The organism is Corynebacterium sp., from assembly GCF_030530965.1.
In the GTDB taxonomy this organism is placed as follows: domain Bacteria; phylum Actinomycetota; class Actinomycetes; order Mycobacteriales; family Mycobacteriaceae; genus Corynebacterium.
In genome coordinates this window covers 1-14027 of the sequence record NZ_JAUMTY010000054.1, presented here as the reverse complement: position 1 = coordinate 14027, position 14027 = coordinate 1, and the positions used below count along the sequence as shown (strand labels likewise).

The following is a 14027-nucleotide window of genomic DNA, read 5'->3' as shown; positions in this document are numbered from 1 at the left end:
GGCGGGTGGCACAATGATGTCTATGCCCATCCAGTCTTCATCCCACGCTGCATCTGGTGACCATTTATCCGCGGACGGTAGCGACGCGGCCCTGCCCGGCCTTTTGACCATGACCATCGACCGCGACGCCTTGGCGCACAATGTGCAGGTCGTGGCACGGAACGCGCAATTGGCGAATCCAGATCACCCGGCGGAGTTGATGGCTGTGGTGAAAGCGAATGGGTACAACCACGGGGCGGTGGAAGCTGCTCGGGTGTTCTTGGCTAATGGCGCCACTCAGCTGGGTGTGGCGACGGTTACCGAGGCGGTGGAGCTTCGCCAGGCCGGGATTTCAGCACCCATTCTGGCCTGGATCTGGAACGCCGACGACCGCGTCTCTGTTAAAGCAGCCCTGGATTATGGGATCGACCTGGGCGTTCCGACGCTGGCGCATATCAGAGCCATTGTTGACGAAGCGACCGAGCGCAAGCGATCCCAAGAAGACTGGGAATTTGTCCCCCCTCGCGTGACGGTGATGGTGGATTCGGGCCTGAGCCGTTCGGGGATCTCTCCCGATCAATGGGATGAAGCGCTGAAGGAACTGAGCGCAGCAAGTAGTGATTCCATTATCGACGTCACCGGCGCATTTACCCACCTGGCCAGCGCGGATGCCGCGGATAACCCGTCGAATAATCGGCAAAAGGCTCAGTTCGATGCCGCGATTGAAGAGCTGCAGGCGGCTGGAATTCCTGTTCGCATCAACCACATGTGTAATTCACCTGCCTCGGTAACCAGGCCGGACATGTTCTACCAGATGGTGCGTCCGGGTGTTGCGTTGTACGGGATGGATCCGTTGGAGGAGCCGGCGGATCGTACGTCGTCCACCGGTTCTTCGTTGGTCTCGCAATTGAAGCCGGCCATGACTTTATCTGCGCCGATTGTCGCGAAGCGGTTGGTCAAGGCTGGGGAATCGGTGAGTTATGGGGGGACGTGGACAGCGGACGTCGATACGGTGACGGGCGTTGTTCCCGCTGGTTATGCAGACGGGATCCCACGGGCGCTGTCCGGCCGTATGGAGGTCGCGATCAACGGCCGTCGATATCCGCAAATCGGACGGGTGTGCATGGACCAGATTGTTGTGGCCTTGGGTCCGGCGGGCTCAGAGCAGGCCAGCGCAGTTCACCAGGGCGATGAGGCAGTTATTTTTGGTCCACCCGGCGAGTGCACCGGTTCAGACGGCAAGCCTGCCTCATTGCCGACGGCCACGGAATTGGCCGAAACCCTCGGCACCATTCATTACGAGATCCTGACCAGCCCGCATACGCGCGTCCATCGACGGTATGTCGGCCGCGGTCTTGTCGACGGCCGTGTTCGCGTCCGTAATGCGGAGGCAACGCAAACTCTGGCAGAATCGATTGCCCACGCTCTGCGGCCGGGCGACGTCGTCGTGTTGGACGGGCCACTGGGTGCGGGGAAAACCACGTTTACTCAGGGGCTGGCCAGAGGTTTGCATGTATCAGGCCGAGTAACATCGCCGACGTTTACCATCGCCCGCGAACATCCCGGCCCGGTGCCGCTCATCCACGTTGACGCGTATCGCCTGCTGGGCGATACCACGACCGATCCGATCGGCGCCCTCGATTCGCTGGATTTGGATACGCGCATTCCCGATAGCATCGTCGTGGCGGAATGGGCGGCCGATATGGCTGATGCATTGGAGCAGGATTATCTGTTGATCCGCCTTGAGCGCGCGACGGGCGGCAGCGAGAAGTCCGCTGGCAACGACGCATCAGCACCAGCAGATCCCGTCGATTTTGATGAGGACGAACCACGAGTCATTTCGTGGACGTGGGTCCGGCGGTAATCTATCCATCATGCTCGTGCTGGTTATTGATACTGCGACACCGTATGTCACCGCTGGGCTTGTCGACGTCACCTCGCGGGACGCGATCCGCGCGCGCTCTTACAGGAGCGTTCGAGATTCCCGCGCACACAACGAAGTGCTGACGCCCTTCATTATGGAGTGCTGCGACGAAGTTGGGGTCACTCCGCGCGACCTCGACGCGGTTGTTGTGGGCGTGGGGCCCGGGCCGTTCACGGGATTGCGAGTCGGCATGGCGACTGCTGCGGCGTTCGGGGACGCGTTAGATATTCCCGTCATCGGTGTGTGCTCACTGGATGGTCTGGCGTGGAATGCCGTCGCGGATGCCCCACAGCATGAGGGTGAGACGATTATCGTTGCGACGGATGCTCGCCGTCGAGAGGTGTATTGGGCCACGTACCGCATATCCGACGGCCACCCCGCGCGCGTCACGGAACCTGAGGTCACGCGCCCAACGGATGTCGATGTGTCCGAAGCTGCGGACGTTCCTGCACAACAGCCGAGTTTTGCAGTTGTGTCTGATTCCGTGGCCGACGCCCTTCTGTCCAGCGTGAACAGCGTTAACCAGTCGGTGGATGCCCAACCGGACATCGTGAACTTCGTTCGCGCAGCCCTCGACCACCCCATGAACCTCGGCCGTGCGAATCTCGACCGCACGAAGAACGTCGACGATCCTGCCGACACTGAATCTGACCGTGACCGTACCGCGCTCTTCCCGCGACAGTCAGATCTTCAACCCCTCCGCCCTCTTTATTTACGACGGCCCGACGCCGTGCCACCGAAAGCAAAGCCTGTGAGCCCTGCTATCAGTGAGGAATCGATTACTCGCGCACGCCAGCTCCGTGAACAGATGACGGCGGAGCGCGATGAGTGACGGCCAGCACGCGAGTGCTCCGCCCGAGAATCTCCCCGACGGAATGAGGCTCGTCCAGTTGGACGCCACCGCCGCCGCTGCCTGCGCAGAACTGGAAGCAGAAATTTTTCCAGACGACTCGCCATGGCCCTATGAAGGGTTCCTCGCGGAGCTTCGCGACCCGAGGTCGGTGTACGTCGGCCTTGTCATGTCAGCAGCCGCCCGCGCCGGACACAGCGATGAAAAAGGGGAGAACCCGCGTCGTAAAACTCAAGGATCGCCTGACGCGATGATCCTCGTCGGCTATGCCGGACTAGGAGTCTTAGGCCCGGACGATGACCCAGAGTTTGAAGTCCGAACCATCGGGCTAGATCCCGCATGGCGTGGTCACGGCCTGGGACGAGTGCTGTTAGAAACAATCCTCTATGTTGCCGACAATGCGCCCGGTCCTGTGTTCCTCGAGGTGCGTACCGACAATAAGCCAGCCATCGGGTTGTACGAATCAGAAGGCTTCACGGTGTTAGGCACCCGAAAGAACTATTACCAGCCGTCTGGTGCAGACGCGTTCACCATGAAAAGGGATCCCAGGCCGAAATAGACCCACACAAGCCCTTCCATCACGTGTTTTCAGTCATCCCGGCCAGGTGTCTACTCTTGTCATCATGCGCGCAATCGTGATGGGTGTGGAGAGTTCATGTGACGAAACCGCCGTGGGCATTGTCGAAGTCACCACGCACGACGACGCCGACCCCACCGTGACCGTCCTGGCCAACCGCGTCGCCAGTTCGATGGAACAGCACGCCCGCTTCGGTGGCGTCGTCCCGGAGGTCGCCTCCCGCGCCCACCTGGAGGCCATGGGGCCGGTCATGCGGGCAGCCCTCGCCGACCTGAAAGCCGCGCGCCCCGACGTCGATAAGCCAGATTATGTGGCCGCGACGGTTGGCCCAGGTTTGGCTGGTGCGCTCCTCGTCGGTTCATCGGCGGCGAAGGCGTACGCCGCTGCCTGGGGTGTTCCGTTCTATGGGATGAACCACCTGGCCGGGCACATCGCGGTGGGGGCTCTGGCCGACGCGGACCTGGACCTCGACCACGCCATCGCGCTTCTCGTATCCGGCGGCCACACTCAGATTCTGAAGGTTAACGGCCTGGGCAAACCCATGCAGGAGCTGGGATCAACCCTCGACGACGCTGCTGGCGAGGCCTATGACAAGGTGTCGCGTCTTCTGGGTTTGGGGTACCCGGGTGGCCCGATTATCGACAAGCTGGCTGCTGAGGGGAACCCGAAGGCCATTCGTTTCCCGCGGGGTGTGATGCGCCCGCAGGATCTCCGCGGCCCGCACCGCTACGATTTTTCGTTCTCCGGCCTAAAGACCTCCGTCGCCCGTTATATTGAGGCCTCCGAGCGGAACCACCAGACGGTCTCGTTGCCCGATGTGTGCGCCTCGTTCCAAGCAGCAGTGGCGGACGTGCTGACCAAGAAGGCGTTATTGGCTTGCACCGATACAGAAGCGACGACGCTCCTGCTCGGCGGCGGGGTCGCGGCGAACTCGGGTTTGCGTCGCCTAGCCACAGCGCGGTGCCAGAGCGCGGGGATCAACTTATGCGTCCCAGAGATGAAGTTGTGCACGGACAATGGCCTCATGATTGCAGCGGCCGCAGCCTATTCGATAGCACGCGGTGTGGGACCATCGGGGCTCGGCGCTGCCACAAATCCAGGTCTTGACGTCGCTATTCCCGTTGTATAAACGCTCTCAAAAGTCCTTGCCCACGCGCACATACATAGGCCTGCACGACCGCGTTTGGATATTTAGCACTCCCGGTGGTTGAGAGCTGGCACTCACACGGGTAGAGTGCCAATCAGGTTGTGAATCACAGTTGTTCACCCGCGACGACGGCTGTGGAAAAACCTGTCAAGAGCACAATTTTCCATTCACTTTCCATTCACTGGAGGAAGTAATCGTGGCTAAGGTCAACATCAAGCCTCTTGAGGATAAGCTCCTCGTTCAGATCGTCGAAGCTGAGACCACCACCGCATCCGGACTGGTTATCCCGGATACCGCTAAAGAAAAGCCGCAGGAAGCTACCGTCGTCGCTGTTGGGCCCGGCCGTACCGATGAAAACGGCAAGCGCGTGCCCATGGACGTTGCCGAGGGCGACGTCGTCATCTTCTCCAAGTACGGCGGAACTGAGATTAAGTACGCTGGCGAGGAATACTTGATTCTCTCGCAGCGCGATGTGCTCGCTGTCGTCGAAAAGTAATCGTTCAGGAGAGGTAGAGGCACAGTATGTCGAAGCTTATTGCATTCGACGAGGAAGCCCGCCGTGGCCTGCAATCTGGCGTTGACACTCTTGCCGACGCCGTCAAAGTCACCCTCGGCCCACGCGGTCGCAATGTGGTGCTTGACAAGGCTTTTGGTAGCCCCCTCGTCACGAACGACGGTGTGACGATCGCCCGCGATATCGACGTTGAGGATCCTTTCGAGAACCTCGGCGCCCAGCTGGTGAAGTCCGTCGCCGTTAAAACTAACGATATCGCCGGTGACGGCACCACAACCGCAACGTTGCTGGCTCAGGCTCTTGTCGACGCCGGTCTGCGCAATGTCGCCGCTGGCGCCAACCCGCTCGCACTCAACGTTGGTATTAAGGCCGCCGCGGAGAAGGCCGTTGAGCTGCTCCGCGCCCGCGCCACTGAGGTATCCAGCACCGACGAGATCGCCAACGTCGGTACGGTGTCCTCCCGCGATGCCGAAATCGGCGCGATGGTTGCGTCGGCTATGGAAAAGGTCGGCAAAGACGGCGTTGTGTCCGTTGAGGAATCACAATCGCTCAACGATGAGTTGGCTGTTACCGAAGGTGTGTCCTTCGATAAGGGCTACTTGTCGCCGTACTTCGTCACCGACACGGAGACCGGGGAAGCGGTTCTGAACGACGCCCTGGTTCTGTTGGTTCGTGAGAAGATCTCGTCACTGCCGGATTTCCTCCCGGTGCTGGAGAAAATCGCTAAGTCCGGCAAGCAAGTTCTGATCGTTGCCGAGGACGTTGAGGGCGAACCGCTCTCGATGCTGGTTGTGAACTCGATCCGCAAGAGCCTGAACGTGTGCGCCGTGAAGTCGCCATACTTCGGTGACCGCCGCAAGGCCTTCATGGATGACCTTGCTGTGGTGACGGGTGCGACTGTCATCGATAAGGAAGTTGGCCTCAGCTTGAGCGAGGCTGACGAGTCCTACTTCGGTTCCGCACGTCGCATCACCGTGACCAAGGATGAGACCATCATTGTCGACGGTGGCGGCACCAAGGAAGATCTTCAGTCCCGACGTGACCTGCTCCGTCGCCAGATTGACGAGACGGATTCCACGTGGGATCGCGAGAAGTTGGAAGAGCGCTTGGCTAAGCTCTCCGGCGGTGTGGCCGTGGTGAAGGCCGGCGGCGCCACTGAAACTGAGGTTTCGGAGCGCAAGCTGCGCATCGAGGACGCGATCAACTCCGCCCGTGCTGCTGCGCAAGAAGGCGTTGTTGCAGGCGGTGGCTCCGTGCTGGTTCAGATTTCTCGCGAGCTCGAGGAATTTGCGGATCAATTCGAAGGCGACGAAAAAGTCGGCGTGAAGGCTATGGCTGACGCGTTGACCAAGCCGGCGTTCTGGATTGCTCACAACGCTGGTCTTGACGGTGCTGTTGTGGTTAACCGGATCAAGGATCTGCCGAACGGTGAAGGCCTCAATGCTGACACCTTGGAGTACGGCAACCTGATCGAGCAGGGAATTATCGACCCTGTGAAGGTCACGCACTCCGCTGTGGACAATGCGACATCGGTGGCTCGGATGGTTCTGACCACCGAGACCGCTGTGGTGGACAAGCCACAGGAAGAAAAGCCTGAGGCGGAAGGCCATCACCACCACCACTAAAAGTGGCGACGAGCATGCGTGAGGTCGATGCCGAGCGTGCGGCCGCGCACTAAGCGTGTCCGTGATGTAGCTGCGTAGACGCGGTCGCGCACAGCGCCACCCTCTGTGTGCTAAATAACAGGTGAAACGACGGGGCCCACTCTTATCGGAGTGGGCCCCGTTTTGTGATCCGTAATTAAGGGCGAACAACCTGCATATCGCGCAGGTGCCGGTAAAACGTCACACGAGTCAGCGGGCGCGGGTGGGCGACGCCATCGCGATACACCATAAATGGCTCTCCACCAGCTTGAACGGCGCGCCCAGTGAGCACTGCACTATCAACAGCGCCGGCCTCGGGGCCACGGTGAAAGAATCGCCCCAACAATCCGTTCCGCTTATGGGGCGAGCCGGATCGTGTGGATTTCGTTCGGTCACCGCTGTAGGCAGACGGCCCAGTCATGGCAACGGCAGCAATTCCCGGCGCGTCCAACGTGGACACCAACCGCGTGCCATAAAAACCGCTCCCCTCAGGAGCTCCGACGGTGGTGTCGTCAATAATGATTTCGCCAACAAACGGCGAGCCGTCCGTTGAACAGATTTCGGCGACGCCCAGAGTTACTCGGCCAGAATCGTCGCGGATAAGGGGTACCGGGCGGACCGAGCCCGACAAAGCGATTGACCAGGGCTTATCTGCCACACCCCAGCTTGTCCCAATCACCGACTGCGCTTCGACGCTCGACTCGCCCGGCGAAACACGGATGCCCGATGAACCACGGGCGCCTGGCTCAGCACCGCCCCCGGCGGTAGCGGGGACATAGGCGAGCTCGATCCACGTAGCGTCGATACGCATTAACCGCGTGGCCACGGCATCAAGGTCGGCATCGGTGCCGACAACAACCAGCCGAACGGTGTCGATGGGCGTGCGTGGATCCGGCCCGGGTGCCCCAAGATGGTCAACGTCGGGCTGGGCGGCGATTTCGTCGAGGCTCGGCGTCGGATCGTGCGGAAGAAAGCGTGCCACCAGCTCATCGATAAAATGCAGATCCTTACGGCCCGGGCAGGTGGGAACGGTGTGCACGGGCAGGGGGAGGTCCTGGGGAAGCGGTGCGTCACCGCAACGGACGATGTGAATGGGCATGGGGGTACGGTGATCCTTCGACAATGAACGCTGCAAAAACCGTTGGTGGCGGCATGTCGTCGAACCCAAAACGCAAAGGGTCCCGCAAAACTATGCCACCAACCAGCGGTGTACGGTGTCACGACCATCGTAGCCGGGCAGGTTTTCGCCGTCGGTGCGCGGGGTTTTGCCTATTTACCTAGCTGTTTGGCCCTTCTGCACGCGCGCGTACTCTCACCCGTTACACTTGACGTGGTTTGTGCCCCGATTGGCACTCCGACGTTAGGCTTGTGGTCCCGGCTCGTCGGCAATCCATGGGACCGTGGGAGTTTTCGTGACTGCTGCTGCGATCGTTGTCGTGGGTGCTCAGTGGGGCGATGAAGGCAAAGGTAAAGCTACCGACATTTTGGGCGGCAAAGTTGACTACGTCGTCAAGCCCAATGGCGGTAACAACGCTGGTCACACGGTGGTTGTGGGTGGCGAGAAGTACGAACTCAAGCTGCTCCCTGCGGGAGTGCTGTCCCCGAACGCCACTCCGGTGCTGGGCAATGGCGTGGTGATCAACCTGGAGGCACTGTTCTCTGAGATTGACGGCCTTGAGGCCCGCGGTGCCGACGCGTCACGGCTGCGGATTTCGGCAAACGCGCACCTCGTTGCCCCTTATCACCAGACTCTCGACCGCGTCGGCGAGCGGTTCTTGGGTAAGCGCGCCATCGGCACGACGGGCCGCGGTATCGGCCCCACCTACTCCGACAAGGTCGCCCGCGTGGGGATCCGCGCCCAGGATGTTCTCGATCCGTCGATCCTCCGCCAAAAGATCGAGTCTGCCTTGGACTTTAAGAACCAGGTACTGGTCAAGATCTACAACCGGAAAGCGATCGATCCGGACGAGGTCTTCGATTACTTCATGTCGTACGCGGACCGCCTGAAGCCCATGCTGATCGACACGGCGACGGTGCTGAATAAGGGCCTTGATGAGGGCAAATCGGTCCTCATGGAGGGTGGCCAGGCCACGATGCTCGACGTCGACCACGGCACCTATCCCTTCGTGACTAGCTCGAATCCGACGGCCGGTGGTGCATCTGTGGGTTCGGGCATCGGCCCTGCACGGATCACCTCGGTCCTGGGTATTTCGAAGGCCTACACGACGCGCGTCGGTGCGGGCCCCTTCCCCACGGAGCTTTTCGATAAATGGGGCGACTATCTGCGCGATACGGGCCACGAATTCGGCGTGAACACGGGCCGTCCGCGTCGGTGTGGGTGGTATGACTCGGTCGTCGCGCGGTATGCAGCCCGCGTCAACGGCTTCACTGATCTGTTCATCACCAAGTTGGATGTCCTTGGTGGCATTGGCGAGATTCCGATCTGCGTTGGTTACGACGTCGACGGCGTCCGCCACGATGAAATGCCCCTGACGCAATCCGACTTCCACCACGCCGTCCCGATCTACGAGACCATGCCCGCGTGGGAAGAAGACATCAGCGGTGCGCGGTCAGTGTCCGATTTGCCGCAGAAGGCCCAGGATTACTTGGAGCGGCTGGAAGAATTGTCTGGTTGCCGAATCTCCTACATCGGTGTTGGCCCCGGCCGCGACGAAACCATCGTTATTAACGACGTTCTGAAGCCCGAGAATTAATGCGGGGGATGCTCTGAGTCGTGGCGCGGTGACGTGCTGCGCGGAGTGATAGGCGCTCGTGGAACATGACGTTCCGCGGGCGCTTTTCGTATGCGTGGAGTGTGCGTGGAGTGCGTGCGTGCCGTGTGCGTAGCGTATGTGCGGGGGTAGTGACGTACGCGAAGCCACCGATAGTTATGAGACAGCCCACAAAGCACACCCTTTAGGGGTTGAGATTCGTCCAAAACGTGCGTTTATCAGAAGTGAAGCCAATATTTTTTCTGCGCATAGGGGCAGAACCGCACTAGTCTCGCACGTAGAGATAGATCATATTCACCCTATGAATGTGATCTAGAACATAGAGGAAGTTCGTTGCGTGGAACGAAGGAAACCGCTTCCTTCACGACGTCATCACGTGGTGATCCAAGCGGCAGCGGTTACTGCTTTGACACGGCGCTCCGACCCGTCCAGACAGGGCATCACGGAGCACCGTCGATGCGTAGCAGCATCGTCGAGTGTCGGCGTCCATACCAGCATCGGCACCACCGTCGACACGCAGGACTCGTCGGTACGACAAGCGTCGACAAGCGCGACCTTCCCGCACACGACCGTCGTGACAAGTCAATACAGAGCAATACGTGGTGTGGCATGAGGAATCATGCCAGCCGGCCAAGAGGAGGGCGTTATGAAAAGATCGACCGCAGAGTGGATCTATAACAAGATGAACGACATCCGCAACTTCGAGGATCGCGTTCACGGACTTTTCGCAAAAGGGGAGATCCCTGGCTTCGTTCACCTTTATGCAGGTGAGGAAGCTGTCGCGGTGGGTGTGTGCGCACACCTGACGGAGGAAGATTCGATCACCTCGACGCACCGTGGGCACGGGCACTGCGTCGCCAAGGGGTGTGACCTGAACCGCATGATGGCCGAGATCTTCGGCCGCAAAGACGGCCTGTGCGGCGGCAAAGGCGGATCGATGCACATCGCCGACATCGACACCGGCATGCTCGGCGCGAACGGCATGGTCGGTGGTGGGTTCGCGCTCGCCACCGGCGCGGCCCTACGGAACCAATATTTGGGTACCGATGCGGTTGCCGTGTGCTTCTTCGGTGACGGGGCGTCGAACGAAGGCGTTTTCCACGAAGCACTAAACATGGCCGGAATTTGGAAACTCCCGGTGGTGTTCGTCTGTGAAAACAACATGTTCGGCGAGGCCACCCCGCAAAATTACGCCTGCGCCAGCGAAACGATTGCGCAGCGGGCGGCCGCCTACGACATGCCCGGCAAAGTCATCGACGGTAAGAACGTCATCGAGGTATATGACGAGCTCGGAGACGCTATCAAGCGTGCCCGCAAGGGAGAAGGCCCCAGCCTGATCGAATGCCGCACCTACCGCAAGTACGGCCACTTCGAAGGCGACGAGCAAGCGTATAAAGCCACGGAAGGCGCTGAAAAGGAGTTCGCCGATCTGGATCCGATCCCGCGTTTCCGTGAGGACGCGATCGAGAAGGGATGGCTCAGCAAGAAGAAGGCCGACGAGATTGAAAAGGCCAGCGAAAAGCGCATCGACGATGCGATCGAATTCGCAGAGCAGAGCCCCATTCCTGACCCTGAAGACCTGTTAAGCAACGTCTTCGCCTAACTCACTAGAGCCGATTAACTAAGAGAGGAGTACATAGTCATGGCACGTGAAATTAGCTTCATGAAGGCCATTAATGAAGCGCTCGCTCAGGCAATGCGCGCAGACGATCGTGTGATGCTGTTAGGCGAAGACCTTGCAGGTGGTCACGGTGTGGAACATTTGAATGGTGATGGTGCGTGGGGTGGCGTGATGGGCGTCACCAAAGGACTCATTGAGGAGTTCGGTGAAAAACGCGTCAAGGACACGCCTATCTCAGAGATGGGATATATGGGTATCGCGGTCGGTGCGGCGGCCACAGGGCTTCGCCCCGTCCCCGAGCTCATGTTCAATGACTTCCTAGGTTTCTGCTTCGACACGCTGCTGGGGCAGGCGTCGAAAATGCGGTACATGTTCGGCGGTAAAGCAAAGTTGCCTCTGACGGTCCGCACGATGCACGGTGCGGGCGCCTCCGCCGCGGCCCAGCACTCGGGTTCGTACTACGGCCTGTTGGGCGCTATCCCCGGTATCAAGGTCGTTGTCCCGTCGACGCCGTACAACGCCAAAGGCCTGTTGCTGTCGAGTATCGAGGAAGACAACGTTGTGGTGTTTTCCGAGGACAAGACGCTGTATGCGCAGAAAGGCGAGGTTCCGGAGGACTACTACACGATCCCGTTGGGCAAGGCCGACGTTGTTCGCGAAGGCGACGACCTCACCATTGTCACCATCGGGAAGATGTTGTACCAGGGCATCGAGGTTGCCGACCAGCTGGCGTCGTCGGGAATAAGTGTTGAGCTTATCGACCTGCTGACGGTGGCACCGTGGGACCAAGAAACTGTGCTGGAATCCGTCCGGAAGACGGGGCGCTTGATCGTCGTCGACGAGGCGAACCCGCATAACAACACGGCAACTGACATCGCCGCGGTCGTGTCCGACGAGGCCTACGACTACTTGGACGGCCCCGTCAAGCGAGTGACCGCGCCCAATACTCCGGTGCCGTTTGCCTCCAATTTGGAACAGCTCTACATCCCCGATGCTGCGCGCATCACGGAGGAAGCCGACGAGCTGATCTTCGACCTCAAGAAGTAAGGAAACGATCATGGCAACAGAAGTATTGATGCCTAAGCTCGGCCTTACCATGACGGAAGGCCTAGTTGACGAGTGGTATAAAAACGAAGGTGACGCCGTCAAGAAGGGCGAAGCTCTGTGCTCGATTAGCTCGGAGAAGCTGTCCGGAGATGTTGAAGCCGACGACGACGGAACGCTGCTGAAAATTGTCGTGGCTGCAGGGGATTCGACGGCGGTGAAAACGCCTATTGCCTATGTGGGCGACGCTGGTGAAACCGTTTCTGCAGCAGCGACGGGACCTGCGGGTGCGGACGATGCCTCGGGTGCTTCGTCGGGTGCTGCTGGTGCGGGCGCTTCCGGCGCCGATGCTGACGCCGCCGATGAGGATGACTCCGAGGCCGGTGCCCGGCGCGCGAACCGCGACACGAGTGGCGATGGCAAGCGCATCTTTATCTCTAAAGTCGCAGAGAAGATGGCCAAGAAACATGGCATCGACTACTCGAAAGTCAAGGGCACGGGTGGTCATGGGCGGATCACGAAGCGTGACATGAAGGCCTATATCGAGTCCCACCCGTCGGGCGATGCGGATTCGCAGGATGCGTCGTCTGATGAGGCGTCGACAAGTGGAGCAGTTGCCCCGGTGACGGCTGGTGAAGGCCTGACCGGTATGCGCAAGATCATCGCGCAGAATATGATGCATAGTTTGCATTCCACAGCGCAGTTGACATTGCACCGGAAGGTGAATGTTACTGACCTGCTGGCTACGGTGTCTGAGATCAAGGGCAACATCGGCCCTGGTGATGAGGCCAAGGCGCTCAGCATGAACGTGCTGCTGATCAAGGCGGTGGCTATCGCCCTGCAGGAGCATCCGTCGCTGAATGCACATTACGACGGCCACGAGTACGAGCAGTGCGACGACGTCAACATCGGTGTGGCCGTGGCCCTGGACGATGGTTTGGCCGTGCCGACGGTTCCGAACGTCGTTGGCCAATCGTTATCGCAGTTGAGGACCGTGTTCCACGATCGTGTTGATCGCGCGCGGACTGGCGATATCGACACCCTTGCCCCCGGAACGTTCACCATTACGAACCTCGGGACCGATGGGATCGAGTATTTCACCCCGGTGCTCAACGTGCCGGAGGTCGCGATCCTGGGAGTTGGCGCGCAGAGCACGCGCTTGACCTTAAACGGTGAGGGCGAGATTGAGGAAGTGGTTGAGCTGCCGTTGAGCTTGACTATCGACCATCAAACTGTCGACGGCCGTACGGGTGCGGAATTCCTCAGCACCTTGGCCGACGTGCTGGCCGAGCCGTACCGGGTTCTGCTGTAAACGACGCGTTATGGCTGGCCCTTATCGGGGCCTAGGGGCCCTTTATCGGGGGCCAGCCATGAGGCGTGGACTGTAACGCTTGCCGACGATGTTGGCGACGGTGCTGTCCGTGATTATTCCGTGGCGGATATCCGCGCTGATGGCGCCATTGCGGTAGCTGAAATGCGGTGTCCGCCCGTAATTCCATTCCCAGCTGCGTTGCGTGTCAATGTGGGGGCGTAGTTGGTGCGCGTAATCGTCGGCATGGGCGGTTCGGTACATGACAACGCCCTCGCGCTTCATGTGTGCGGCAAAGTGCTCGTGAACCGTTGCCTGCACGGCGTCGATAGTCACATTGGGCAGGTTAGTGACGGGGGAGGGGACCGACGGTATTCCATTGACGTGTATGTTCGGGTCGTGGGCTCGGAGAGCTTCATGAAGCATGGCGAGGTCGGCGTCGACAAGGATTGTTCCGTGGAGAAGTCCGTGGGTGAGAGTTTCACGGATAGCGGAGCCCGTGATTTTGAAGGCGCTGCCGTTGCGCTGGAGGAAGATTGATCGACGGGGGTCGGCATAGACTTTGAAGCCGAGTGACTGTAGGGCGTCCCGCGCGATTGTGATGGGGAGGTCCCGCGAGAAGTACGGTTTGGATGCCATGAACGTGAAGTTCAGGTTTCCTAGGTCGTGGTAGACGGTTCCGCCGCC

At 60.0% G+C, this 14027-nt stretch carries 12 protein-coding genes and 1 pseudogene; 11 read left to right on the top strand and 2 right to left on the bottom strand.

The annotated features are described in order from the left end of the window. The 6 genes from alr to groL form a co-directional block, all read left to right on the top strand. Positions 1–1843: alanine racemase (alr, locus tag Q3981_RS09070; RefSeq protein WP_368410104.1), on the top strand; the 1843-nt coding region annotated here is incomplete at its 5' end. Positions 1844–1853: 10 nt separating this feature from the next. Beyond that, positions 1854–2735, top strand: coding sequence for a tRNA (adenosine(37)-N6)-threonylcarbamoyltransferase complex dimerization subunit type 1 TsaB (tsaB, locus tag Q3981_RS09065; RefSeq protein ID WP_303125463.1), 882 nt, complete (start codon positions 1854–1856; stop codon positions 2733–2735). 43 nt (positions 2736–2778) lie between these two features. Beyond that, positions 2779–3312 (top strand): GNAT family N-acetyltransferase, encoded by a 534-nt coding sequence (locus Q3981_RS09060; RefSeq protein WP_303125466.1) that lies wholly within the window; start codon positions 2779–2781, stop codon positions 3310–3312. Positions 3313–3376: 64 nt separating this feature from the next. Beyond that, positions 3377–4459, top strand: coding sequence for a tRNA (adenosine(37)-N6)-threonylcarbamoyltransferase complex transferase subunit TsaD (gene tsaD, locus Q3981_RS09055; RefSeq protein WP_303125460.1), 1083 nt, complete (start codon positions 3377–3379; stop codon positions 4457–4459). 214 nt (positions 4460–4673) lie between these two features. Beyond that, a complete protein-coding gene (groES, locus tag Q3981_RS09050) occupies positions 4674–4973 on the top strand; it encodes a co-chaperone GroES (protein ID WP_012732345.1) in 300 nt (99 codons plus the stop codon). Positions 4974–4999: 26 nt separating this feature from the next. Then, the gene (gene groL, locus Q3981_RS09045; protein WP_303125457.1) at positions 5000–6616 is read left to right on the top strand and encodes a chaperonin GroEL; all 1617 of its coding nucleotides are present in this window, start codon (positions 5000–5002) and stop codon (positions 6614–6616) included. Between the two features lie 175 nt (positions 6617–6791). On the opposite strand, the gene Q3981_RS09040 is transcribed toward groL, so the two are convergent. Continuing rightward, on the bottom strand, positions 6792–7733 hold the full coding sequence (locus Q3981_RS09040; protein ID WP_303125455.1) for a hypothetical protein: 942 nt from the start codon (positions 7731–7733) through the stop codon (positions 6792–6794). A gap of 313 nt (positions 7734–8046) precedes the next feature. Here Q3981_RS09040 and Q3981_RS09035 point away from each other — a divergent pair, with 313 nt between their 5' ends. The 5 genes from Q3981_RS09035 (at position 8047) to Q3981_RS09015 (ending at position 13343) form a co-directional block, all read left to right on the top strand. Then, positions 8047–9348 carry an adenylosuccinate synthase gene (locus tag Q3981_RS09035; RefSeq protein ID WP_012732342.1) on the top strand — a complete coding sequence of 434 codons (1302 nt, stop codon included), beginning with the start codon at positions 8047–8049 and terminating at the stop codon, positions 9346–9348. A gap of 355 nt (positions 9349–9703) precedes the next feature. Further along, entirely contained in the window at positions 9704–9979 is a 276-nt protein-coding gene (locus Q3981_RS09030; RefSeq protein WP_303125453.1) for a hypothetical protein, read from the top strand. Positions 9980–10012: 33 nt separating this feature from the next. After that, a complete protein-coding gene (locus Q3981_RS09025) occupies positions 10013–10969 on the top strand; it encodes a thiamine pyrophosphate-dependent dehydrogenase E1 component subunit alpha (RefSeq protein WP_303125451.1) in 957 nt (318 codons plus the stop codon). 39 nt (positions 10970–11008) lie between these two features. Then, a complete protein-coding gene (locus tag Q3981_RS09020) occupies positions 11009–12034 on the top strand; it encodes an alpha-ketoacid dehydrogenase subunit beta (RefSeq protein ID WP_303125449.1) in 1026 nt (341 codons plus the stop codon). Between the two features lie 10 nt (positions 12035–12044). Beyond that, positions 12045–13343 carry a dihydrolipoamide acetyltransferase family protein gene (locus Q3981_RS09015; protein ID WP_303125447.1) on the top strand — a complete coding sequence of 433 codons (1299 nt, stop codon included), beginning with the start codon at positions 12045–12047 and terminating at the stop codon, positions 13341–13343. A gap of 42 nt (positions 13344–13385) precedes the next feature. Here the strand turns inward: Q3981_RS09015 and Q3981_RS09010 are convergent. Beyond that, positions 13386–14027, bottom strand: a pseudogene (locus tag Q3981_RS09010) (hypothetical protein); the annotation flags it as partial.

Coding starts and splice junctions, on each gene's coding strand:
- tsaB (WP_303125463.1), top strand. CDS start 1,854: ATGCTCGTGCTGGTTATTGATACTGCGACACCGTATGTCACCGCTGGG.
- Q3981_RS09060 (WP_303125466.1), top strand. CDS start 2,779: ATGAGGCTCGTCCAGTTGGACGCCACCGCCGCCGCTGCCTGCGCAGAA.
- tsaD (WP_303125460.1), top strand. CDS start 3,377: ATGCGCGCAATCGTGATGGGTGTGGAGAGTTCATGTGACGAAACCGCC.
- groL (WP_303125457.1), top strand. CDS start 5,000: ATGTCGAAGCTTATTGCATTCGACGAGGAAGCCCGCCGTGGCCTGCAA.
- Q3981_RS09040 (WP_303125455.1), bottom strand. CDS start 7,733: ATGCCCATTCACATCGTCCGTTGCGGTGACGCACCGCTTCCCCAGGAC.
- Q3981_RS09025 (WP_303125451.1), top strand. CDS start 10,013: ATGAAAAGATCGACCGCAGAGTGGATCTATAACAAGATGAACGACATC.
- Q3981_RS09020 (WP_303125449.1), top strand. CDS start 11,009: ATGGCACGTGAAATTAGCTTCATGAAGGCCATTAATGAAGCGCTCGCT.
- Q3981_RS09015 (WP_303125447.1), top strand. CDS start 12,045: ATGGCAACAGAAGTATTGATGCCTAAGCTCGGCCTTACCATGACGGAA.